Annotated in this window: 17 protein-coding genes, 2 tRNA genes and 1 pseudogene; 16 read left to right on the top strand and 4 right to left on the bottom strand. The window is 68.3% G+C overall.

Annotated features, from left to right (window positions below; all coding sequences use genetic code 11):
- Positions 1-19 precede the first annotated feature (19 nt).
- Complete coding sequence (gene ccsB, locus ADE01S_RS01730) at positions 20-1,381, top strand: c-type cytochrome biogenesis protein CcsB (protein ID WP_082775658.1); 1,362 nt, start codon at positions 20-22, stop codon at positions 1,379-1,381.
- Positions 1,382-1,459: 78 nt separating this feature from the next.
- Here ccsB and ADE01S_RS01725 read toward each other — a convergent pair.
- Positions 1,460-1,547, bottom strand: a tRNA-Ser gene (locus ADE01S_RS01725).
- A gap of 123 nt (positions 1,548-1,670) precedes the next feature.
- Between ADE01S_RS01725 and ADE01S_RS01720 the strand changes: the two genes are divergently transcribed.
- The 4 genes from ADE01S_RS01720 to ADE01S_RS01705 all read left to right on the top strand — a co-directional run bounded on the left by ADE01S_RS01720 (position 1,671) and on the right by ADE01S_RS01705 (position 4,965).
- Positions 1,671-2,648, top strand: a complete 978-nt coding sequence (locus ADE01S_RS01720; RefSeq protein WP_062679727.1) for an NAD(P)H-quinone oxidoreductase — start codon at positions 1,671-1,673, stop codon at positions 2,646-2,648.
- Positions 2,649-2,768: 120 nt separating this feature from the next.
- A complete protein-coding gene (gene tpiA / locus ADE01S_RS01715; protein ID WP_062679726.1) occupies positions 2,769-3,515 on the top strand; it encodes a triose-phosphate isomerase in 747 nt (248 codons plus the stop codon).
- A 21-nt stretch (positions 3,516-3,536) separates the two neighbouring features.
- Positions 3,537-4,004, top strand: a complete 468-nt coding sequence (gene secG / locus ADE01S_RS01710; protein WP_062679725.1) for a preprotein translocase subunit SecG — start codon at positions 3,537-3,539, stop codon at positions 4,002-4,004.
- Between the two features lie 127 nt (positions 4,005-4,131).
- Positions 4,132-4,965 (top strand): MurR/RpiR family transcriptional regulator, encoded by an 834-nt coding sequence (locus tag ADE01S_RS01705; RefSeq protein ID WP_062679868.1) that lies wholly within the window; start codon positions 4,132-4,134, stop codon positions 4,963-4,965.
- On the opposite strand, the gene ADE01S_RS01700 is transcribed toward ADE01S_RS01705, so the two are convergent.
- Positions 4,959-5,804 carry an HAD-IIA family hydrolase gene (locus tag ADE01S_RS01700; RefSeq protein WP_062679724.1) on the bottom strand — a complete coding sequence of 282 codons (846 nt, stop codon included), beginning with the start codon at positions 5,802-5,804 and terminating at the stop codon, positions 4,959-4,961. The two genes, ADE01S_RS01705 and ADE01S_RS01700, sit on opposite strands and share 7 nt — an antisense overlap.
- Before the next feature lie 228 nt (positions 5,805-6,032).
- Here ADE01S_RS01700 and ADE01S_RS01695 point away from each other — a divergent pair, with 228 nt between their 5' ends.
- From ADE01S_RS01695 to ADE01S_RS01650, 11 genes and pseudogenes are all read left to right on the top strand, one after another.
- Positions 6,033-6,971, top strand: a complete 939-nt coding sequence (locus ADE01S_RS01695; RefSeq protein WP_062679723.1) for a phosphate/phosphite/phosphonate ABC transporter substrate-binding protein — start codon at positions 6,033-6,035, stop codon at positions 6,969-6,971.
- 23 nt (positions 6,972-6,994) lie between these two features.
- Positions 6,995-7,843, top strand: a complete 849-nt coding sequence (locus tag ADE01S_RS01690) for a phosphonate ABC transporter ATP-binding protein (RefSeq protein ID WP_062679722.1) — start codon at positions 6,995-6,997, stop codon at positions 7,841-7,843.
- The gene (phnE, locus tag ADE01S_RS01685; RefSeq protein WP_062679721.1) at positions 7,840-8,844 is read left to right on the top strand and encodes a phosphonate ABC transporter, permease protein PhnE; all 1,005 of its coding nucleotides are present in this window, start codon (positions 7,840-7,842) and stop codon (positions 8,842-8,844) included. Before ADE01S_RS01690 ends, phnE begins: the two co-directional genes overlap by 4 nt.
- 89 nt (positions 8,845-8,933) lie before the next feature.
- Complete coding sequence (locus ADE01S_RS31710) at positions 8,934-9,104, top strand: hypothetical protein (protein WP_165695600.1); 171 nt, start codon at positions 8,934-8,936, stop codon at positions 9,102-9,104.
- 37 nt (positions 9,105-9,141) lie between these two features.
- A pseudogene (locus ADE01S_RS01680) lies at positions 9,142-11,396 on the top strand (phosphocholine-specific phospholipase C).
- 79 nt (positions 11,397-11,475) lie between these two features.
- Positions 11,476-12,939, top strand: a complete 1,464-nt coding sequence (locus ADE01S_RS01675; protein WP_062679720.1) for a YadA family autotransporter adhesin — start codon at positions 11,476-11,478, stop codon at positions 12,937-12,939.
- 86 nt (positions 12,940-13,025) lie between these two features.
- Positions 13,026-13,967: a LysR substrate-binding domain-containing protein gene (locus ADE01S_RS01670; protein WP_062679719.1), complete on the top strand. Its 942-nt coding sequence runs from the start codon at positions 13,026-13,028 to the stop codon at positions 13,965-13,967.
- Positions 13,968-14,048: 81 nt separating this feature from the next.
- Entirely contained in the window at positions 14,049-15,446 is a 1,398-nt protein-coding gene (gene hglS, locus ADE01S_RS01665) for a 2-oxoadipate dioxygenase/decarboxylase HglS (protein ID WP_062679718.1), read from the top strand.
- The gene (locus ADE01S_RS01660; RefSeq protein WP_062679717.1) at positions 15,443-16,618 is read left to right on the top strand and encodes an alpha-hydroxy acid oxidase; all 1,176 of its coding nucleotides are present in this window, start codon (positions 15,443-15,445) and stop codon (positions 16,616-16,618) included. The genes hglS and ADE01S_RS01660 overlap by 4 nt, the downstream gene beginning before the upstream one ends.
- Positions 16,619-16,727: 109 nt before the next feature.
- Positions 16,728-17,717, top strand: a complete 990-nt coding sequence (locus ADE01S_RS01655; RefSeq protein WP_062679716.1) for a Bug family tripartite tricarboxylate transporter substrate binding protein — start codon at positions 16,728-16,730, stop codon at positions 17,715-17,717.
- Positions 17,718-17,882: 165 nt separating this feature from the next.
- Positions 17,883-17,967, top strand: a tRNA-Leu gene (locus ADE01S_RS01650).
- Positions 17,968-18,047: 80 nt separating this feature from the next.
- On the opposite strand, the gene ADE01S_RS01645 is transcribed toward ADE01S_RS01650, so the two are convergent.
- Both ADE01S_RS01645 and ADE01S_RS01640 read right to left on the bottom strand, forming a co-directional pair.
- Positions 18,048-19,211 carry an alpha-hydroxy acid oxidase gene (locus ADE01S_RS01645; RefSeq protein ID WP_062679715.1) on the bottom strand — a complete coding sequence of 388 codons (1,164 nt, stop codon included), beginning with the start codon at positions 19,209-19,211 and terminating at the stop codon, positions 18,048-18,050.
- Positions 19,208-20,212 carry a Bug family tripartite tricarboxylate transporter substrate binding protein gene (locus ADE01S_RS01640; protein ID WP_165695601.1) on the bottom strand — a complete coding sequence of 335 codons (1,005 nt, stop codon included), beginning with the start codon at positions 20,210-20,212 and terminating at the stop codon, positions 19,208-19,210. The genes ADE01S_RS01645 and ADE01S_RS01640 overlap by 4 nt, the downstream gene beginning before the upstream one ends.
- Between the last annotated feature and the right edge of the window lie 18 nt (positions 20,213-20,230).

The following is a 20,230-nucleotide window of genomic DNA, read 5'->3' as shown; positions in this document are numbered from 1 at the left end:
TTTTCCTGGAGATCGTCCGATGCCTCTGCTCGCAGCCGGGTCCGTCCCGCCGCATTCCGACCTGTCCGCGCCCGGCGCCCTGGTCGGCGACATCCGCCCCCTCAGGCGGCTGACCCGCGCCGACGCGGGGTTCTTCATTGTTTGCGTGGCGTCCGCCGCGTATGCGCTGGTGGCCTATGGCCAGGCGCTCAACGGCTACGAGAAGGCGATGCTGGCGGGCGCCGTGCCGGCCCTGGCATGGCTGGGATGGTTGTGGCGTCCCTTGCGGCGGCTCGCGCTGGCCTGCGGCGCCAGCGCGTTGCTGGCCGTCTGGCTGTACTCGGGCGGCGGGGGGCTGGAGCAGGGCGACCTCGGCCGGGCCGAGAGCGTGTTCCTGCTCAAGTACCTGCTGTCGTCGCAATCGGCGATTCTCTGGATGGGTTGCCTGTTCGTGCTGGGCACCGCGTGCTATTGGGTCGGCCTGGCGCGGCCCGCGCTCGCCTGGCTGGGCACGGCGCTGACCTGGAGCGGCGTGTGGGCCGGCCTGACCGGCCTGCTGGTGCGCTGGCGCGAGGGGCACCTGCTGGGGCCGGACGTCGGGCACATCCCGGTCAGCAATCTGTATGAAGTCTTCGTCTTCTTCGCGCTGGTCACGGCGCTGCTCTATCTCTACTACGAGTTCCGCTACGCGACGCGGGCGCTGGGCGGATTCGCGATGCTGGTGGTCGCGTCCATGGTCGTGTTCCTGCTCTGGTATTCACTCACGCGCGACGCCCACCAGATCCAGCCGCTGGTGCCGGCGCTCCAGAGCTGGTGGATGAAGCTGCACGTGCCGGCCAATTTCATCGGCTACGGCACGTTCTCGCTGGCGGGCACGGTGGGGTTCGCCTACCTGGTCAAGCGGCACGGGCAGACCCGGTCCCGCAAACCCCTGATTCCTGTCTTCGTCCTGGGCGCGGTGCTTTGCGCCGAACCACCGGTCTTCGGCGCGCGAGGCGTCTCGCCCGTCTGGATGCTGTACTTCGGGGTGGGCGCCCTGATCGTGGGCGCGGTGCTGGCGCTGCGCGGGCCCATCGCGCGCCGGCTGCCTCCGCTGGAGGTGCTGGAAGACATCATGTACCGCGCGATCGCGCTCGGATTCGCCTTTTTCACCGTGGCCACCGTCCTGGGCGCGCTATGGGCGGCCGATGCCTGGGGCGCCTACTGGCAATGGGATCCCAAGGAAACCTGGGCCTTGATCGTATGGCTGAACTACGCCGCCTGGCTGCACATGCGCCTGATCAAGGGGCTCAGGGGAGAGGCGGCGGCCTATTGGGCGCTCGCCGGCCTGGTCGTGACGAGTTTCGCCTTCCTGGGCGTGAATATGTTCCTGTCGGGCCTGCATTCGTACGGTAGCCTGTAACGGCCCGTCGCGCGGCTTCCTATCTGTTTCTCCAAGCGCGTTGCCCGTGCCAGAGCGACGCCAGGCGCTCGTCGTTACTGGCGGAAGCGGTGAGATTCGAACTCACGAACGGTTGCCCGTTGCCGGTTTTCAAGACCGGTGCAATCGACCACTCTGCCACGCTTCCGGGTCGTGCCTTGACCGCGTATTGTCCGGCAATCCGGCCATCTGGCAAACAAAATGGCCAAAGGAGACGCGATCCGCAGCAAAGGGCGCAATAATAATCCATTTGCTGCAAAGGAGGCACGCGATGCACGCCGTAGAAATCTCTCGCCCTGGTGGCCCCGAGGTCCTGGTTCCCGTGGAGCGTCCCACGCCGGAAGCCGGCGCGGGTGAAGTCCTGATCAAAGTGAGCGCCGCCGGGGTCAACCGGCCGGACGTATTCCAGCGCAAGGGCAACTATGCCCCGCCGCGCGGCGCCTCGGACCTGCCGGGCCTGGAAGTGGCCGGCGAGATCGTCGGCGGCGACCTGGCCGGCAGCGGCTTCGCCCTGGGCGACAAGGTCTGCGCCCTGGTGGCGGGCGGCGGTTACGCCGAGTACTGCGTGGCGCCCGCCGCGCAATGCCTGCCGATTCCCAAGGGCCTGTCCGACATCGAGGCGGCCGGCCTGCCGGAAACTTATTTCACCGTCTGGAGCAATGTGTTCGACCGCGGCCGCCTGTCCGAAGGCGAGGCCCTGCTGGTGCACGGCGGCGCCAGCGGCATCGGCACCACGGCCATCCAGCTGGCCCGCGCCATGGGCCACAAGGTCTATGCCACCGTCGGCAGCGACGACCGGGCCCGCGCCGTGGAAGCGCTGGGCGCCGAGCGCGGCATCAACTACAAGACCCAGGACTTCGTGAAGGAAGTGCTGGACGCCACCGGCGGGCGCGGCGTCGACGTGATCCTGGACATGGTGGCCGGCGACTATATCGCCCGCGACATGCAGTGCCTGGCGGACGACGGCCGTATCGTCATCATCGCCCAGCTGGGCGGTTCGCACGCCAATGTGGACACGGCCCAGGTCATGCGCCGCCGCCTGACCATCACCGGCTCCACCTTGCGTCCCCGTCCGGTCGCCTTCAAGGGCGCCATCGCCCGCGCCTTGCGGGAGCAGGCCTGGCCTCTGCTGGAAAATGGGGCCATCAAGCCCATCGTTCACGCCACCTTCCCGCTGGCCGAGGCGTCCCGCGCCCATGCCATGATGGAAAGCGGTGAAAACATCGGCAAAATCATCCTGACAATGTAAGAATCGCGGGGCGCTCGGCGTAGCGTCCCGCAACAGGATACAATCACGGGTTTCGCCTGGAATTTTTTCCAGGCAGGCCCGTGGGCGCTTGCCGCCCGCCACCTTCTCTAGACACCCGCCATGACTTCAGTCGAAAACCGCGCCCGCCTCGTGCTGGGCAACTGGAAGATGCACGGCAACCTGGCCGAGAACGCCGCGTTGCTGACCGAGCTGCGCGCCGCGGACGCTGCGAGCCACTGCGAAATCGGCGTCTGCGTGCCGTTCCCGTACCTGGCGCAAGCCGCCTCGGCCCTGACCGGAAGCAGCGTGTCCTGGGGAGCGCAGGACGTCAGCGCGCACGACAAGGGCGCCTATACCGGCGAGGTCTCCGGCGCCATGCTGAAGGAATTTGGCTGCCGCTGGGCCCTGGCCGGCCATTCCGAGCGCCGCGTGCTGCACGGCGAAACGGACGAGGTGGTCGCCGCCAAGGCCCAGGCGGCCCTGGCCGCCGGCCTGACGCCCGTGGTCTGCGTCGGCGAGTCCCTGGCCGACCGCGACGCCGGCAATACCCTTGCCGTCATCGAGCGCCAGCTCAAGCCGGTGCTGGCGCTGGGCGCCGACGCCGTGTCCCGCATGGTCCTGGCCTACGAGCCCGTCTGGGCCATCGGCACGGGCCGCAGCGCCAGTCCCGAGCAGGCGCAGGAAGTCCATGGCGCCATCCGCGCCGCCCTGCGCGCGCTGGGCGCCGGGCAGGTGCAAGTGTTGTACGGCGGCAGCGTGAAAGCTGCCAATGCCGCCAGTTTGTTCGCCATGACTGATATCGACGGAGCCCTGGTCGGCGGCGCGTCGCTCGTGGCCGAAGAATTTTTGCGAATCGCCGCCATCTAAGTTTCCGTTCCGGAGTCTGCAATGCCCTTGATGCTCAAACTTCTGCTGGCCGTCCAAGTGATCTCGGCGCTGGCTATCATCGTCCTTGTCCTGCTGCAGCAGGGCAAAGGCGCCGACATGGGGTCCGCGTTCGGCAGCGGCTCGGCCGGCAGCCTGTTCGGCGCCACCGGCGCGGCGAACTTCCTGTCGCGCGCGACCAAGTGGGCCGCCGTGGTCTTCTTCGCGTCCACCGCCGGCCTGGCCTACGTCAGCCACAAGGGCACGACCGGCACCGCCGTCGATTCGGGTGTGATGCAGAGCTTCCCGGCCGACCGCTCGGTGCCGCAGGTGCCGGGTTCGGTGCCCGCCACGCCGTCGGGCGCCTCGTCTGTGCCGGGCGCGGGCTCGGTTCCGGCCGCGCCGGCCAAGCCCGACGCTTCGGTGCCGGCCGCGCCCGCCGCCCCGGCTCCCGCCGCGGGCGACAAGCCGGCCGAAACGCCGGCGAAGTAAGCCACAGCAGACGAAAAGGCCGGCGCATGCCGGCCTTTTTCATCGCCGAGCCGCCATGGCCACTTCCAAACGCTCCTCCCGCACGCCGTCCGCCGCCGCCGACCCGCAGCGGGGTTCGCCGCAGGCCATGCTGGCCCGCATCCAGAGCCTGCTGCCGTCGATGGGCGCGGCCTCGCAGCGCATCGGCGAATTCGTCATCCGCCATCCGGCGGAAGTGGTCCACATGTCGGTCAGCGAGGTAGCCGAGCGCACCCAGTCCAGTGAAGGCAGCGTGGTCGGCTTTTGCAAGCTGCTGGGCGCCACCGGTTTCCAGCAGCTGAAGATCGCGCTGGCGCAGCAGATCGTGCAGCCGGTGCAGTACATCCACGAAGACCTGGCCGCGCAGGACACGCCGGAACAGGTCGTCAGCAAGATCTTCCACAGCAACATCCAGACCTTGCAGGAAACCGAATCGGTGCTGGACGTGGCGGCGCTGTCGGCGGCCGTGGAGTTGATCCGGGGCGCGCGCCGCGTGGAAATCTACGGTATCGGCAGTTCGGCGATCATCGCGCACGACGCGCACTACCGCATGCTGCGCATCGGCCTGAACGCGACCGCGGTCACCGACTCCCATGTGCAGGCCATCAGCGCGTCGCTGACGGGGCCGGACGTCGCGGTGCTGACCATCTCCCACTCGGGCAGCACGCATGAAACCGTGCTGGCGACGCGGCTCGCCAAGGAAGCCGGCGCGCGCACGGTCTGCATCACCAATTTCGGAAAATCGCCGATCCAGGAGTACGCGGACGTGGTGCTGCACACCATGTCGCGCGAGACGCGCTTCCGCACCGAGGCCATGACCAGCCGCCTCGCGCAGCTGGCCATCATCGACACCCTGATCGCCTGCCTCGCCCTGTCCGACTACGACAAGGCCGTCTCGACCCTGCGCAGCACGTTCGACGTGCTGTCCACCAAGCGCTACTGATCCCCGTCGGCCGCGATGCCCTCCGGCAACGCATGCCGGCGCGGGCGCGCGGCCGCAAGCAGCCGCGCCATGTCCGGCGCGTCGGCGTGGGGCGCATCCCCGACCAGCAGATAAGCCATGCCCAGGCGCGCCGCGCCCAGCGCGTCGGTGCGCGCGTTGTCGCCGATGACGGTGACGTCCCCGGCCGGCAGACCCAGTCGGCGCAATCCTTCCTGGAACAGCATGGCCGCCGGCTTGCCGAGTATGAGGGGCCGGATGCCGGGCGCGCATGCCAGCACCGCGCGCAGCAACGCGCCGGTCTCGGGCACCACGGACCCCTGGGGGCCGGGATGGGTGAGGTCGCCGTTGCTGACCATCAGCAGGGCGCCGGCCGCCAGTTCGCGGGCCAGGGCTTGCAGCGTGGCGTAGCTGAAGTCGCGGTCGCGCGCCAGCAGCACGATATCCGCGTCGCGCGTCACCAGCGCCAGGTCCAGGCCGGCGGCGCAGGCGCGCAGCGTTTCGGAACCGCACAGCATCAGCCTGGCTCGCGGATGGCCGCGGGCGATGCGGCGCACGGCCTGCTCGCCGGCCAGGACCAGGGAATCGGCCTGGACCGGCAGGCCCAGGGCGCGAAGGCGCGGCGCCAGGCCCGCCGCGGTATCTGTTGAGTTGTTGGAGACGATGACATAGCGTCCGGCCCAGCGGGTCAGCAGTTCTCCGGCGCCGGGGATCACTTCGTGGCCCCGGATCAACGTGCCGTCCAGGTCCAGGATCAGGCCGTGCGACCGTTGCGTCCAGGGCGGCTCGGCGGTCGGCGACGCCGAAGGGGAAAGCAGGGAAGCGCGGGCAATGCGGGTCATGGATGGGCGGCGGGGCGGCGAGGCGCGTAGAGGGGTTGAGGGGGAGCGGGCGGCGGGATCCGGCCGCCCGGCGGTGCAGATTCTATCTGAATAAAATTCAAAAACATGTTTTTTTAAATTGAGCGTTTTTCATTTCCTTGTCATGTGCGACGCCTAATCTGCGTTCCGGAATCAGGGCGGCCCACGCGTCGCCCCGATGGCAACTTCACCAAGACAAGGAACAAAGACATGAAAACGCCGCGCTTTTCCGCTTCCGCATTGGCGCTCATTTCCCTGCTGGCGGCCGCGCCGCTCGCACAGGCCCAGTCGCTGGCCGACGGCTCGGCGCAGCGCCCGCTGCGCGTGCTGCTGATCCCCGCCGACGGCGGAACGGAGTCGGGCACCAAGGCCGACTACGCGCCCATCTTCAACGCCATCACGCGCAGCACGGGTCTGCATTTCCAGCTCACGGTGGGCCAGTCGTACGGCGCCGTGGTCGAGGGCATGTGCAACCAGCTGGCCGAAGTCGCGTTCCTGGGCCCGGTCTCCTACGTGCAGGCGCATGACCGGCAGTGCGCCCAATTGCTGGCGGTGGGCGTGCAGAAGGGCGAGTCGGCCTACTACGCCGCCATGTTCGCCAAGGCGGATTCGCCGATCAGTTCGCTGGCCGACCTGAAGGGCAAGCGCGCCGCCTTCGGCGACGTCAATTCCGCTTCGAGCTTCACCTTCCAGGTGGCATCGATGCTCAAGGACGGCATGAACCCCGCCAAGGACCTGGCGGCGCTGCAGCTGACCGGCAGCCACGCCAGCAGCCTGGCGGCGCTGGTGCAGGGGCAGGTGGACGCGGCCGCCCTGTCGTTCGATTCGTTCGACAAGGCGGTGCGCCAGGGCGCGGTGGATCCCAAGTCGGTCAAGGTCATCTTCAAGAGCGAGCCGATTCCCTATCCGCCGCTGGCGATGAACACGCGGCTGCCGGAGCCGCTGAAGGCCACGCTCAAGCAGGCGTTCGCCACCGTGCACAAGGCGCCGGGCGTGACGCCGGACATGGTGCGCGGCTACGGCGGCGCCAAGCTCGACCGCTTCGATACCGAATTCTCCGAAGAGCAGTTCGCCGGCCCGGCGTCCAAGATGTCCTTGCTGACCGACGAGATCAAGGGTGAAATCCTCGACAAGGCGGCGCAGCGGTGAGCGCGGGCGCAAGAGACGCGGACATGCTGCGCTACGAATCTGTGGGCATGCGCTACGCCGACGGCACCATGGCCCTGGACTCGGTTTCGCTGCGGGTGCCGCGCGGCCAGTTCTGCGTGATCCTGGGCGCGTCGGGCGCGGGCAAATCGACGCTGCTGCGCATGGCCAACGGCCTGACCACGCCGACCCAGGGGCAGGTCAGGGTGGACGATACCGAGGTCCGCCCGTCGACGCTGGCCGCCGTGCGGCCGCGCATCGGCATGGTGCACCAGCATTTCAACCTGGTGTCGCGGGCCACGGTGGCGACCAACGTGCTCTCGGGGGCGCTGCCCGGCCTGCCTGCCTGGCGCGCCTATCTGTTGCGCTTTCCCGCCGAGCTGCGCGAGCGCGCCTGCCGGCTGGTGCGCGAAGTCGGCCTGCAACCCGAGCACCTGCGCCGCCGCGTGAGCGAGCTGTCGGGCGGCCAGCAGCAGCGCGTCGGCATCGCGCGCGCGTTCATGCTGGCGCCCGCGCTGCTGCTGGCCGATGAGCCGGTGGCCAGCCTGGATCCGCGCATCAGCCGCGACATCCTCGGGCTGCTGCGCGACCAGGCCCGCGAGCGCGGCGCCACGGTGCTTTGCAGCCTGCACCAGGTCGACCTGGCGCGGGAGTTCGCCGACCGCATCGTCGCGCTGCGCCAGGGAGCGATGGTGTTCGACGGACCCGCCAGCGCCTTCGACGAGATCACCGCCCGGGCGCTATACCAGGCGGGCTCGTCGCCCGCGCCGCGCGAGGCCGCCGCGGCCACGCCCGAGGCGGCCAGCGAACCGCCGGGACAGCGCCTGGCCGCGCGCGTCCGGCCGGCGCTGCTTTCGGTGGGAGGCGCGCGATGAGCACGCAGGCCGAGAACGCCGCCTGGCGGCTGGATCCTCCGTATGGCGCCCGGGCGCTGCTGGTCGTCATCGCCGCGCTGATGCTGTTCCTCTACACCGGCCAGCGGGTCGAGATGGGCCGCATGGCGGCGCTGACGTTCGATGGCGCGCTGGCGGCGGTCGGCCTCAAGGAGCAGTCCCAGGTCACCGCCGGCCTGGGGGCGCTGGCCGACAGCCTGTTTCCGCTGCAGGTGTCGTACCGCACCGAGACCTCGCGCATCGAAGGCTTCGATCCCGACAGGCTGCCCTGGCTGGCGCGGGTGGAAACCGTGCAGGTCACGGAAAGCCGCCTGAATCCGCACACGCTGAAGATGGAAGACGAGGTATCCACCCACACCTACCTGGTCGAACCGCTGGGTTACCTGTGGCGGGTGGCGGTCAAGATGGTCGAGACCTTCGAGATCGCGATCTGGGCCACGCTGCTGGCGGTGCTGGGCAGCGCGCCGCTGGCCTACTGCAGCGCGCGCAACTACGCGCCCAACCGCCTGCTGTACGTGGCCGCGCGGGCGGCGGTCAGCCTGTTCCGCGCCATGCCGGAGCTGATCTGCGCGCTGTTCCTGGTGCTGGCCTACGGCTTCGGCCCCATCGCCGGCGTGCTGGCGCTGGCCATCCACTCGATGGGCTTCCTGGGCAAGTTCTACGCCGAGGACATCGAGACGGCCGACACCAAGCCGCAGGAGGCGCTGGCCGCGATCGGCGCCGGCAAGCTGCGCGTGCTGGCCTATGCGGTGCTGCCGCAGGTGTTGCCCAAGTTCACCGGCTACACGCTCTACATCCTGGACCGCAACGTGCGCATGGCCACCGTGGTGGGCCTGGTGGGCGCGGGCGGCATCGGGCAAGAGCTGAAGGGCCGCTACGACATGTACCAGTACGCCCACGTCGGGACGATTCTCGTCGTGATCTTCATCACCGTGTTTTTGCTGGACCAGGTGGCCGCCCGGCTGCGGCGGCGCCTGATCTGAACCGGCGCGGCTCGCCTCGCCGGGCGGGCCGCGCCCCGATCGCCATCCTGCCGGGCAGACCCGGCAACGTTCCCTGACCAGGAGTAGTCATGACCCCGTACTTTGCACCGGGCCGCGCCCTTGTTGCGGCCATCGCCCTGAGTTTGACCCTTGCCGCCTGCGGCGGCGACGACGATTCGGATGAAGGCACGGCGCCGCCGCCCGAGATCGAAAAGCCCGTCACGCCGCCGCCCGCGCCGCAGCTGCGCTGCGCGCCTTGAATGCCCGTCCCGTCCAACCCAACGCATGAGTAGCCCCATGACCAAGACTTCCCTTCCGCATTCCGCCGGCGCTTCCCCTGCCTTGCCGGGACGCCGGCAGTTCTTCCGCGTATCGGCCCAGGCGGCCGGCGCGCTGTCGGCGATGGCTTTGCTGCCCGCGTCCATCCAGCGCGCCCTGGCGATTCCCGCCGCGGTCGACAGCGGCACGATCCAGGACATCAAGCACGTCGTGATCCTGATGCAGGAAAATCGTTCGTTCGACCACTACTTCGGCACGATGCGCGGCGTGCGCGGCTTCGGCGACCGTTTCCCGATTCCGCTGGCCAATGGCAAGCCGGTGTTCTTCCAGCCGAACCCGGCCGGAGGCCAGGACATCCTGCCGTTCCGCCGCGACTCCAGGATCAGCAAGGCGCTGATCGGCTCCGGCACGCCCCACAATTTCCCCGACCAGCAGGCGGCGTGGAACCAGGGGAAAATGGACCGCTGGATCCAGTTCAAGAACCAGGCGACGATGGGTTTCTTCATGCGCGAGGACATTCCGTTTCAGTTCGCGCTGGCCGACGCCTTCACGGTCTGCGACGGCTACCACTGTTCCATCCTGACCGGCACCGACCCCAACCGCATCGTGTTCTGGTCGGGCGCCAACGCCAACCCCGAGCTGCGCAAGCTGGGCATCAATTGCACCGACACCGATTCCGAGCCCGTCAACTCGCGCTGCTGGCCCAGCCCGTCCAACTGGGTCGCGGGCCGGGTGCAGGAGGTGGACGGTTCGGGCCAGATCGATCCCGTCACCGGCACCTACAACTACAAGTACAAGAACAACGCCTTCAAGTGGGACACCTTGCCCGATCTGCTGGAGCGCGCCGGCGTCAGCTGGCACATCTACCAGAACATGAACAACAACTGGACGGGCGCCATGCATGGCTGCCTGGCCTTCAAGAGCTTCCGCGAGGCCCAGCCGGGTTCGCCGATCTATGAGCACGGCCTGACCGGGGGCCCCGAGAAGGCCGACGGCGCCGTCAATTTCCTCGCCCAGCTCAAGCAGGACGTGGTCAATGGCACCTTGCCGCAAGTGTCGTGGGTGCTGCCCACGCAGGCCCTGGCCGAGCATCCGGGCAGCAGCGAAGGCGTCGCCGGCGCGGCCGACTTCATCGCCGACGTGCTGGACGCGCTGACGTCCAATCCCGAAGTCTGGAGCAAGACCGCGCTGTTCGTGACTTTCGACGAGAACGACGGCTTCTTCGACCACGTAGCGATGCCGGCGGTGCCTCCTATGACGCCAATGGCGTGCTGATGGGCAAGTCGACCGTGCCGCTGGACGGCGAGTACTTCGACGCGTCTGTCGGCAGCTACCTGAAGGCCGAGGACACCACCACCGGCACCGTCCGGCCCTGGGGCATGAGCTCCCGCGTGCCGATGTACGTGGTGTCGCCGTGGAGCAAGGGCGGCTGGGTCAATTCGCAGGTGTTCGACCACACTTCGGTAGGCCGGTTCCTGGAGCAGCGTTTCGGCATCAAGGTGGACGCCATCAGCCCATGGAGCCGCGCGGTCAGCGGCGACCTGACCACCTGCTTCGATTTCGTCACCCCGAACGATCCGCGGATTCCCAAGCTGCCCGACACGAGCAACTATCCCGCGATCAACGCGGCGCAGAATCTGCTGCCCACGGCCCCGGTGACCCAGGCGCCCGCGATACCGCAGCCGCTGTTCCAGGAGACCGGCACGCGCTTCTCGCGCGCGCTGCCCTACGAGCTGCACACCAGCGCCCGGCTCGGAACGGACGGTGCCGTCGAACTGCTGTTCAGCAACACAGGGGACGCCGGCGCGGTCTTCCATGTTTACGACAAGCGCAACCTGGACTTGATTCCGCGGCGCTACACCGTCGAAGCGGGCAAGACGCTGTCCGACACCTGGACCGGCGGCGACTACGACCTGTGGGTCTACAGCACCAACGGCTTCGTGCGGACCTTCGCCGGCAACACACAGCGCGGCGCAGCGCTGGAAGTGCAGGTCTGCTACGAGCCCGCGGGCGGCGCGCTCTACGTGAAGGTGTCCAACCACGGCAAGGCCCGCCTGCAGGCCGCGCTGCAGGCCAATGCCTACCGCTCGGACGGTCCCTGGACCCTGACGGTCGAACCGGGCGCGGTGGCCGAGCACCACTGGTCGATCGCGGAGAGCGGCAACTGGTACGACTTCACCGTCACCGCCGAAGGCTTCGAGCGGCGCTTCGCCGGACGCATGGAGAACGGCCGCCACGGGGTCAGCGATCCCGCCATGGCGCTCCATCTCTGACGGCCGAGGAATGCGCGGGGCGGGCGCGCATCGGGGTGCGCGCCCGCGCCGTCCTGGACAATAAACGATCAACGCTCTCATGAAACACACATACGCAATTCTGGCCGCCAACGGCCTGTCCGTGGCCTTCCTGGTGGGCGCGCTGGCCGGGGGACCGCCCGCGCAAGCCCAGTCCGCGCCGCCCGTGCAATGGGACGGCAGCAATCTCGGCTACGGGCCAGGCGCCGGCCAGGGAACGACGGGCAAGGGCAATCACGCGATCGGCAAGAGCGCGGGCGTCAACGTGACCGGCAGCAATAACGTGGCCCTGGGCAACGGCGCGGGCAAGGACGTGTCCACCAACTGGAACCTCGCGATCGGGGAGGGCGCGGGCTCCAAGGTCGGCGGCAAGAACGCCAACCAGGCCATCGGCTACTACGCCGGCACCAACGTGCAGGGCGGCTGGAACCAGTCGTTCGGCCGCAGCGCGGGCCAGAACGTCACGGGCGACTACAACGACGCCTACGGCTTCTGGGCCGGCACGGACACGGTGGGCAACAACAATGCCGCCTACGGCGCCAACTCGGGGCGCAACGTCAAAGGCAACGGCAATTCGGCCTTCGGCCAGGAGGCCGGCCGCAATGTCATGGGGGACGGCAACCTGGCGCAGGGCCAGAACGCCGGGCAGCAGGTCGAAGGCGACGCCAATCTGGCGCAGGGCAAGAACGCCGGGCAGTACGTGACCGGCTCCAACAACCTGGCCGCCGGCGCCTACGCGGGCTATGGCGTGACGGGCGACGGCAACACCGCCAGCGGCCTGGCCGCGGGCCGCAATGTCACCGGCGACAACAACGTGGCGCAGGGCACCGCCGCGGGCTCGGGCGTGCAGGGCAGCGACAACGTCTCGATCGGCTCGAACGCGGGGCGCGGTTCGGCCGCCGACCGCAGCGTTTCCGTGGGGGCGGCGTCGGTCGCGGCCACTCAGAGCGTCGCGGTCGGCGCGGGCGCCGCCGCGGCGGCGCCCGATAGCGTGGCGGTGGGCGCGGGAGCCGCCGTGACGGCGGGCAACAGCGTGGCGCTGGGCGCGGGGTCCTCGGCGGCTCGCGGGGCGCAGGAAGGCTACGAGGCCTATGGCCTGGCGGCGCCCCAGGGCTCGGCGGGGGAGGTGAACGTGGGCGGGCGCCAGATTACCGGCGTCGCGGCCGGCAGCGAAGACACCGACGCCGCCAACGTGGGGCAACTGCGCGCCGTCAGCAGCGCGGGCGAGGCGAGGGTGGGCGCGGTGGAACGCTCGCTGCAGAACCTGCGCAGCGACCTGGACTCCCAGGAGCGCATGCTGAGCGCCGGCGTGGCGGCCGCGATGGCGACGGCATCCCTGCCGCAAGCCTATCTGCCCGGCCGCAATATGCTGTCCGTCGCCGGCGGCACCTGGAACGGCGAATCCGGCTACGCCATGGGCCTGTCGCGCGTGTCCGGCGGCGGCCGCTGGGTATACAAGGTGTCGGCCAACGGCACCTCGCGCGGGGACTTCGGCGGCGCGGCCGGCGTCGGGTACCAGTGGTGAGGCCGGGCCTGCGATAATGCGCTTGCGCGGCGGCCGGGCCCTGTTTCTCCGGCCGCCGCCCGCACAGTATTTTCGGATCGGCCCCCATGGAAAAGCGTTTGATGCCGTCGATGATGGCGCTCCAGTGTTTCGAGGCGGTGGCGCGGCACATGAGTTTCACGCGCGCCGCCGAAGAACTGCACATGACCCAGAGCGCGATCAGCAAGCAGATCGCGCAGCTGGAAGCGCTGCTGCGCAACCCGCTGTTCCTGCGGGTGCGGCGGCGCCTGCAGCTGACCCCCGCGGGGGCGCTCTACCAGTCCGAGGTTCGCACCATCCTGAACCAGGTGGACATGTCCTCGCGCTACATCCTCACCTATGGCAGCGAAACCCAGGTCCTCACCATCGGCACGCAGCCGACGTTCGGCGCGCGCTGGCTGATCCCGCGCCTGCAGCGCTTCCTGTCCGCCCATCCCGACATCCAGGTGAAGGTGCGCAGCGAGACTCGGCCGTTCGACCTGATGCAGGCCAAGATCGACATCTCCTTCTTCTTCGGCCATGGCACCTTGCCCGGCGCCCAGTGCCGCGAGCTGTTCGAGGCCGAGGTGGTGCCGGTCTGCGCGCCCGGCTTCCTGCCGGGGGACCGGGTGGACAGCCTGGAGGCGCTGAGCGGCCAGGCGCTGATCCAATGCGCGTCGCGGCCGGAAGCCTGGCACGACTACTTCTCGCGCCAGCAGTTCCAGTCCGACCGCAGCTACCACGGGCCGCGCTTCGACACCTTCTATATGTGCGTGCGCGCGGCCGAAGGCGGCTGCGGCATTGCCCTGACGCCGCGGCTGCTGGCCGAGGAAGAGCTGCAGGCCGGCAAGCTGGTGATTCCCTGGGGCTACGTGCAACCCAGCGACGGCGCGTACTTCGTGGCGTATTCGGAGCATTCGGCCGAAGTCCCGAAGATCAAGCAATTCGTCGCCTGGGTGGAGGAAGAAGCCGCGCGCAAGCGCGCCGGCGACGCCCAGCGCAAGCGGTCCATGAAAAAACGGACTGATTAGGCCGATTTTTTTCATTTGATTGCGGCAGCGCGGCATGATTTCATGCGGCCATTCTTTGTTTACCGATGTGCCGAGCCCGCCATGAGTCAGAATTTCGTCAGCCCGGACCAGATCCGCGCCTGGTTCTCCCGCGCCATGTCCGACATGTACAAGTCGGAAGTGCCCCTGTATGACACGCTGCTCGACCTGGTCGCCCAGGTCAATGCCCGGACGCTGGCCGAACAGCCCGAACTGGCCGAGCAGCTGGCGCGCACCGGCGAGATCGAGCGCCTGGACATCGAGCGTCACGGCGCCATCCGGGTGGGCACGGCCGAAGAACTGGCCAATATGCGCCGGGTGTTCGCCGTCATGGGCATGCAGCCCGTGGGCTATTACGACCTGTCGCCGGCCGGCGTGCCGGTGCATTCGACCGCCTTCCGCGCCACGCACGAAGCGGCGCTGCAGGCCAGCCCGTTCCGCGTCTTCACCTCGCTGTTGCGGCTGGAACTGATCGACGACGTCGCCTTGCGCGAGAAGGCGGCCCGCATCCTGGCGGCCCGCCAGATCTTCACCGCGCGGGCGCTGGAACTGGCCGCGCGCTTCGAGGCCGAAGGCGGCCTGGACGAAGCCTGCGGCCGGGAATTCGTGGGCGAAGCCCTGCATACCTTCCGTTGGCACGGAGAAGCCACCGTCAGCCTGGAAGACTACCGCGAGCTGCATGGCCAGCATCGCCTGATCGCCGACGTGGTGGCCTTCAAGGGCCCGCACATCAACCACCTGACGCCGCGCACCCTGGACATCGACGAAGCGCAGGCGGAGATGCCGCGCCGCGGCGTGTCGGCCAAGGCCGTGATCGAAGGCCCGCCGCCGCGCAAGTGCCCGATCCTGCTGCGCCAGACCAGCTTCAAGGCGCTGGAGGAGGCGGTGAGCTTCACTGGCGCCGACGGCCGCGCCGCGGTCGGCAGCCATACCGCCCGCTTCGGCGAGATCGAGCAGCGCGGCGTCGCGCTGACGCGCAAGGGCCGCGCGCTGTACGACCGCCTGCTGGACCTGGCGCGCACCCGCATCGACGGCGGGCCCAGCGAAGGCAACGCCGCCGCCTACATGCAGAACCTGCAAGCATGCTTCGCCGAGTTTCCGGACGACTACGCGACGCTGCACGACCAGGGGCTGGCCTACTTCCGCTACTACCTCACAGGCAAGGAAGACGCGCCCGCCGACGCCGATCCGGGGACGCTGATCGCCCAGGGCTACATCCGCTTCGAACCGCTGGTGTATGAAGACTTCCTGCCGGTCAGCGCAGCGGGCATCTTCCAGTCGAACCTGGGCGACAAGGCCCAGGCCGAGTACGCGCAGAATGCCAGCCAGACCGCCTTCGAGCAGGCGCTGGGGGCGCCGGTCCTGGACGAACTGGCGCTCTACCAGGACACGCAGGACCGTTCGCTGGCTGCCTGCCTGCAAGCGCTCGGCGCGCAAGCCGGCGCATCGGTGGCCGCATGAGCCGCCTGGGCCGCTGCCTGTCGGTGCGGGACTTCGAGCGCGAGGCGCGGCGCATCATGCCGCGTTGCGTCGAAGGCTACGTCTGCGGCGGCACCGAGGATGGCGCTTCGCTCGACGAGAGCGTCCGCGCGCTGCGGGACATCGGCTTCCGACCGCGCGGCTTGCGCGTGGTGGACCAGCGCAGCAGCCAGGTCAGCCTCTTCGGCCAGGACTACGCCATGCCGATGGGCTTCGCGCCCACCGGCTTCTCCGCCATCGTCATGCACGAGTGCGACCTGGCGCTGGCGCGCGCCGCCCAGGATGCGCGGATACCGTTCATTATCAGCGGCGCTTCCAGCGTACCGCTGGAGCGCCTGCAGCAGGCCACGGGCAAGCGCTGCTGGTACCAGGCCTACCTGCCGGGCAATACCGATCGCATCGCCAAGCTGCTGGCCCGCCTGCGGCAGGCGGAGATCCCGGTCCTGGTCGTCACCATCGACACCTGCGTCGGCGCGAACCGCGAGAACCTGCAACGGCTGGCATTCACCGTGCCCTTCAAGATGAGCCCGAGCGTGGTGCTGGACGGCATGCTGCATCCGCGCTGGACCCTCAACGTCTTCCTGCGCACGCTGTTCGGCAGCGGGGTGCCGCGCTTCTCGAATCTGTACGAAGAGATCGGTCCGCCCATCACGCAGGACCCGCCAAACGGCTTTCGCGGCGAGCGCGACAAGCTCTCCTGGGAGCACATCCGCTGGATCCGCGACAACTGGCCGGGCAAGCTGGTGCTCAAGGGCGTGATGCACGCCGACGACGCGCGCCAGGCCTGGGCGGTGGGCGCCGACGGCGTCATCGTCTCCAACCATGGCGGGCGTCAGCTCGACGGCTGCATTTCGCCGCTGCAGGCGCTGCCCGACGTGGCGGCGGCGGTGCCGCCCGGTTTCCCCGTCATGGTCGACGGGGGCTTTCGGCGCGGATCCGACGTGCTCAAGGCCGTGGCCCTGGGCGCGCGCCTGGTCTTCACCGGCCGGCCCCAGCTGTTCGGGGCGGCGGTCGGCGGCGACGCCGGCATCCGCAAGGTGGCGGAGATATTCCGCAGCGAGATCTCGACCAACATGGCGTTGCTTGGCTGCCGCACGCTGGCGGACGTGACGCCGGACCTGATCGCGCCGATACGTCCCGCCGGCTCCGCCTAGGACGGGCAGGCCGCGGCGCGGCCGATCCAGGGCGGCCCGACCGCCCAGACAACAACAAAAACAGGCGCGCCCATCCGGGCGTGCCCATCCGTTTTCGACAGGAGGAAACATGAAAAAGATCTACACCAAACTGGCCGGCGTGGCGGCGGTGCTCGCCTGCGTCGCGTCCGGGCCCGTCCAGGCCCAGGCCGGCGCCTATCCGACCAAGCCCGTCCGGCTGGTCGTGGGCTATGCCCCCGGCGGCACCACCGACATCAGCGCGCGCATGATCGCCGACGTGCTGGGCAAGGAGTTCGGCCAGACCTTCGTGGTGGAGAACAAACCCGGCGCCAACAGCAACATCGGCGCGGAGTCCGTGGCTCGCTCGCCGGCCGACGGCTACACCTTGTTCGTGGGCTCGATCTCCACCGCGATCAACCAGTCCCTGTACTCCAAGATGTCGTATGACGCGCTCAAGGACCTGGACGCCGTCGCGCTGCTCAACGTGGTGCCCAACATCCTCGCGGTCAATGCCAGCGTGCCGGTCAAGACCGTCCAGGAATACGTCGACTACGCCAAGAAGAACCCCGGCAAGCTCACCTGCGCCTCGCCCGGCAACGGCTCGTCCGCGCACCTGGGCTGCGAACTCTTCAAGATGAAGACCGGCATCGACATCCTGCACGTCCCGTACCGCGGCAGCGGCCCGGCCGTCGCCGACCTGCTGGGCGGCCAGGTGGACTCCATCTTCGACAACCTGCCGCCGCTGCTGCCTCACGTCCGCGCCGGCAAGCTGACCGGCCTGGCCGTCACCACCGGCAGCCGCGTGCCCTTCGCGCCCGAGATTCCCACCATCGCCGAATCCGGCGTAGAAGGCTTCGACGTGGCCGCCTGGTTCGGCCTGTTCGCGCCCGCCGGGACTCCGCCGGAAATCGTCCAGAAGGTCAACGCCGCCATCAACAAGGCCCTGACCTCCGACGCCGCCCTGGCCGCCAGCTATCAGACCAACGGTTTCCTGATGCCCCCGCCGCCCAACACGCCGCAAACGTTCAAGGCCTTCATGGAAAGCGAAACCCGTAAGTGGGGCGAAGTCGTCAAGGCGACCAACCTGCAGATCAACTGACCGGACGAGCGCCGGGGCGGGCCTGCGGCCGGCCCCGGCGCCAAGTGCGGCCCCAAGGGGGGCGGGAGGTATCCGAACGACAAAGCCGGGCGGATCCACCCAATTTTCAAATTGCGTGATAGAATGTTCGACTTTCCAGGAATGCATGCTTTTCTGGACGGTTTAGCCGACGTGGTGAAATTGGTAGACACGCTATCTTGAGGGGGTAGTGGCGAAAGCTGTGCGAGTTCGAGTCTCGCCGTCGGCACCAGGAATTTGTTCCAGCATTTAGTCTGGAAATTGCGAAAGCCCGTAAGAATCAACGTCTTACGGGCTTTTTCTATTTGCGGTTCAGCGGACGCGGGGCGCGATGAAGTCGTGCCCGAGTTCCGTCACGTCGCGGCAGCCCAGGAGGCCCAGGTTGCGGTCGATTTCGGCTCCCAGAATGTCGATGATGCGCGTCACGCCGGCCTGGCCGGCCACGGACGCGCCATAGAGAAACGGACGCCCCATGAACACCATGCGCGCGCCAAGCGCGATGGCCTTGAGGATGTCGGTGCCTCGGCGGAAGCCGCCGTCGATCATTACCGGGAACGTGGAGGCCACGGCCGCGACCACGTCGGACAGGGCATCCAGCGATCCCTGCGCGCCGTCGAGCTGACGCCCGCCGTGATTCGAGACGATGAGGCCATCCAGGCCTATGCGTTCGGCCATCTGCGCATCGCCGGGATGCGCCACGCCCTTGAGGACGATGCGCCCCGGCCAGGCCTCGCGCATCCATTCCAGGTGAGACCAGTCCAGCCGATCGCGGCCGCCGCGCAGGCCTCCCTTCGGTTCTTCCGTGATGCGGTAACCGCGCGCGTCGGCGACCACGTTGCAGAAGCGCGGTATTTCCCGATCCGAGAGCAGGGTGCGGGCGAACACGTTGGCGGACCAGCGGGGATGGCGGATGCCATCCCAGAGCAGGCCGCGACTGAACTTGAACGGAATGGTGAAGCCGTTGCGCTGATTGTTTTCGCGATTGGCGCCCAAGGGCGTGTCGATGGTTACGACCAGCACGTTGACGCCGTTGGCTCGCAGGCGCCGCATCAGCGGTTCTATGACTTCCTTATCGCCGGGAAGGTAGCCCTGGTACCAGAAATCGGCGTCTGCCTTGCGCACGGTTTCCATGGCCAGCGTGGACAGGCCGCTCAGCACGAATGGGATCTCCGCGTCCGAGGCGGCCTTGGCCAGATCCCATTCGCAACGGTGGCGGCACATGGCCGTCACTCCCATCGGCGCAATCCCGAACGGATGGCGGTATCGGCGTCCCCAAAGTTCGACCGCCTGCGTCCGGTCCGCCACGCCGACCAGGCCGCGAGGGCGGAATTGAACCGAGCGAAATGCGCTCCGGTTGGCCTCAAGCGTCAGGCAGTCTTCCGTGCCGCCGTTGACGTAGCCGAAAACCGCGCGCGGCAATACCGACTGTGCCGCGCGCTCGAAATCCGCCACCGACAAGAGATTCTTCGAGTTCATTGCAGTTGGATGTTCGCTTCGGTGATTTTCGCCTTCCAGAAATCCCGCTCGGCGCGCACGCGCCGCGTGAAGTCGGTGGAAGACGTGCCGGTGATCACGAAGCCCAGGGACTCCATCTTTTCCTTGAATTCCGGGGTCTTCTTGACTTCCGCTATGCCGGCTTCCAGCGTCTTCAGCACCGCGGGCGGCAGTTTCGCAGGGCCCATCACGCCAGTCCAGCCTCCGACGTCCACGCCCTTGAAGCCGCTTTCTTCCATGGTGGGAACCGTGGGCAGCATGGCGTTGCGCTCCTTCGATGTGATGCCCAGCGCGCGCACCTTGTCACTTTTCGCCAGGCCGATGGCGGCATCGGTCTGGGCGAAGACGAAGCTGACTTGCCCGGCCATCACGTCGTTGAGCGCCGGTGCATTTCCCTTGTAGGGAACGTGCAGCATGGGCGCGTTGGCGGAGCGCGAGAACAGTTCGCCCGCAAGGTGGTTGGTCCCGCCCAGGCCCGAGGATCCGTAGGTGACGGCCGTCGGATTCTGCTTGGCGAATTCCACCAGTTCCTTGAGATTCGCCGCCTTCGTTTGCGGGCCGGCAAGCAGGACCAAGGCATAGTCCACCAGGTCGGATACCGCGGTGAAGTCCTGGGTGACGTCGTATCGGAAGTTGGGCTGCGTCAGCGGCGCGATGGCGGTCACGGGAGACACCATGATCCCCAGCGTATAGCCATCCGAAGGCGCGCGCGCCAAGGCCGTCAATGCGACGATGCCGCTTGCCCCGGTGCGGTTCTCGACCACCACGGGCTGCCCCCACAGCTTGCTCAGTCCAAAGGCGAGTTGGCGCGCGATCAGGTCGGTGGGACCTCCGGCGGCATAAGGCACCAGGAAGGTCACCTGCTTGGAGGGATAGGCGGAGGCCGCCTCTTCCTTGGCATGCGAGGGGGCGCCGGTCATGCCAAACGCCGCCGCGGCCAGAGCCAGTCCCGCCTTGATGGCGAAACGCCGATTTGCTTTCATTTTTGTCTCCTTGGGTTT

The sequence above is a fragment of the Achromobacter denitrificans NBRC 15125 genome, assembly GCF_001571365.1.
GTDB classification, from domain to species: Bacteria; Pseudomonadota; Gammaproteobacteria; order Burkholderiales; family Burkholderiaceae_B; genus Achromobacter; species Achromobacter denitrificans.
This window is presented reverse-complemented; position numbering and strand designations above follow the sequence as displayed.

Excerpts from the sequence above, each read along its gene's own strand:
- ADE01S_RS01660 (WP_062679717.1), top strand. The coding sequence starts at position 15,443 with ATGAGCCGCCTGGGCCGCTGCCTGTCGGTGCGGGACTTCGAGCGCGAG.
- ADE01S_RS01655 (WP_062679716.1), top strand. The coding sequence starts at position 16,728 with ATGAAAAAGATCTACACCAAACTGGCCGGCGTGGCGGCGGTGCTCGCC.
- ADE01S_RS01675 (WP_062679720.1), top strand. The coding sequence starts at position 11,476 with ATGAAACACACATACGCAATTCTGGCCGCCAACGGCCTGTCCGTGGCC.
- ADE01S_RS01695 (WP_062679723.1), top strand. The coding sequence starts at position 6,033 with ATGAAAACGCCGCGCTTTTCCGCTTCCGCATTGGCGCTCATTTCCCTG.
- ADE01S_RS31710 (WP_165695600.1), top strand. The coding sequence starts at position 8,934 with ATGACCCCGTACTTTGCACCGGGCCGCGCCCTTGTTGCGGCCATCGCC.
- tpiA (WP_062679726.1), top strand. The coding sequence starts at position 2,769 with ATGACTTCAGTCGAAAACCGCGCCCGCCTCGTGCTGGGCAACTGGAAG.
- ADE01S_RS01720 (WP_062679727.1), top strand. The coding sequence starts at position 1,671 with ATGCACGCCGTAGAAATCTCTCGCCCTGGTGGCCCCGAGGTCCTGGTT.
- ADE01S_RS01690 (WP_062679722.1), top strand. The coding sequence starts at position 6,995 with ATGCTGCGCTACGAATCTGTGGGCATGCGCTACGCCGACGGCACCATG.
- secG (WP_062679725.1), top strand. The coding sequence starts at position 3,537 with ATGCCCTTGATGCTCAAACTTCTGCTGGCCGTCCAAGTGATCTCGGCG.
- ADE01S_RS01670 (WP_062679719.1), top strand. The coding sequence starts at position 13,026 with ATGGAAAAGCGTTTGATGCCGTCGATGATGGCGCTCCAGTGTTTCGAG.
- ccsB (WP_082775658.1), top strand. The coding sequence starts at position 20 with ATGCCTCTGCTCGCAGCCGGGTCCGTCCCGCCGCATTCCGACCTGTCC.
- hglS (WP_062679718.1), top strand. The coding sequence starts at position 14,049 with ATGAGTCAGAATTTCGTCAGCCCGGACCAGATCCGCGCCTGGTTCTCC.
- ADE01S_RS01640 (WP_165695601.1), bottom strand. The coding sequence starts at position 20,212 with ATGAAAGCAAATCGGCGTTTCGCCATCAAGGCGGGACTGGCTCTGGCC.
- ADE01S_RS01705 (WP_062679868.1), top strand. The coding sequence starts at position 4,132 with ATGCTGGCCCGCATCCAGAGCCTGCTGCCGTCGATGGGCGCGGCCTCG.
- phnE (WP_062679721.1), top strand. The coding sequence starts at position 7,840 with ATGAGCACGCAGGCCGAGAACGCCGCCTGGCGGCTGGATCCTCCGTAT.
- ADE01S_RS01645 (WP_062679715.1), bottom strand. The coding sequence starts at position 19,211 with ATGAACTCGAAGAATCTCTTGTCGGTGGCGGATTTCGAGCGCGCGGCA.
- ADE01S_RS01700 (WP_062679724.1), bottom strand. The coding sequence starts at position 5,804 with ATGACCCGCATTGCCCGCGCTTCCCTGCTTTCCCCTTCGGCGTCGCCG.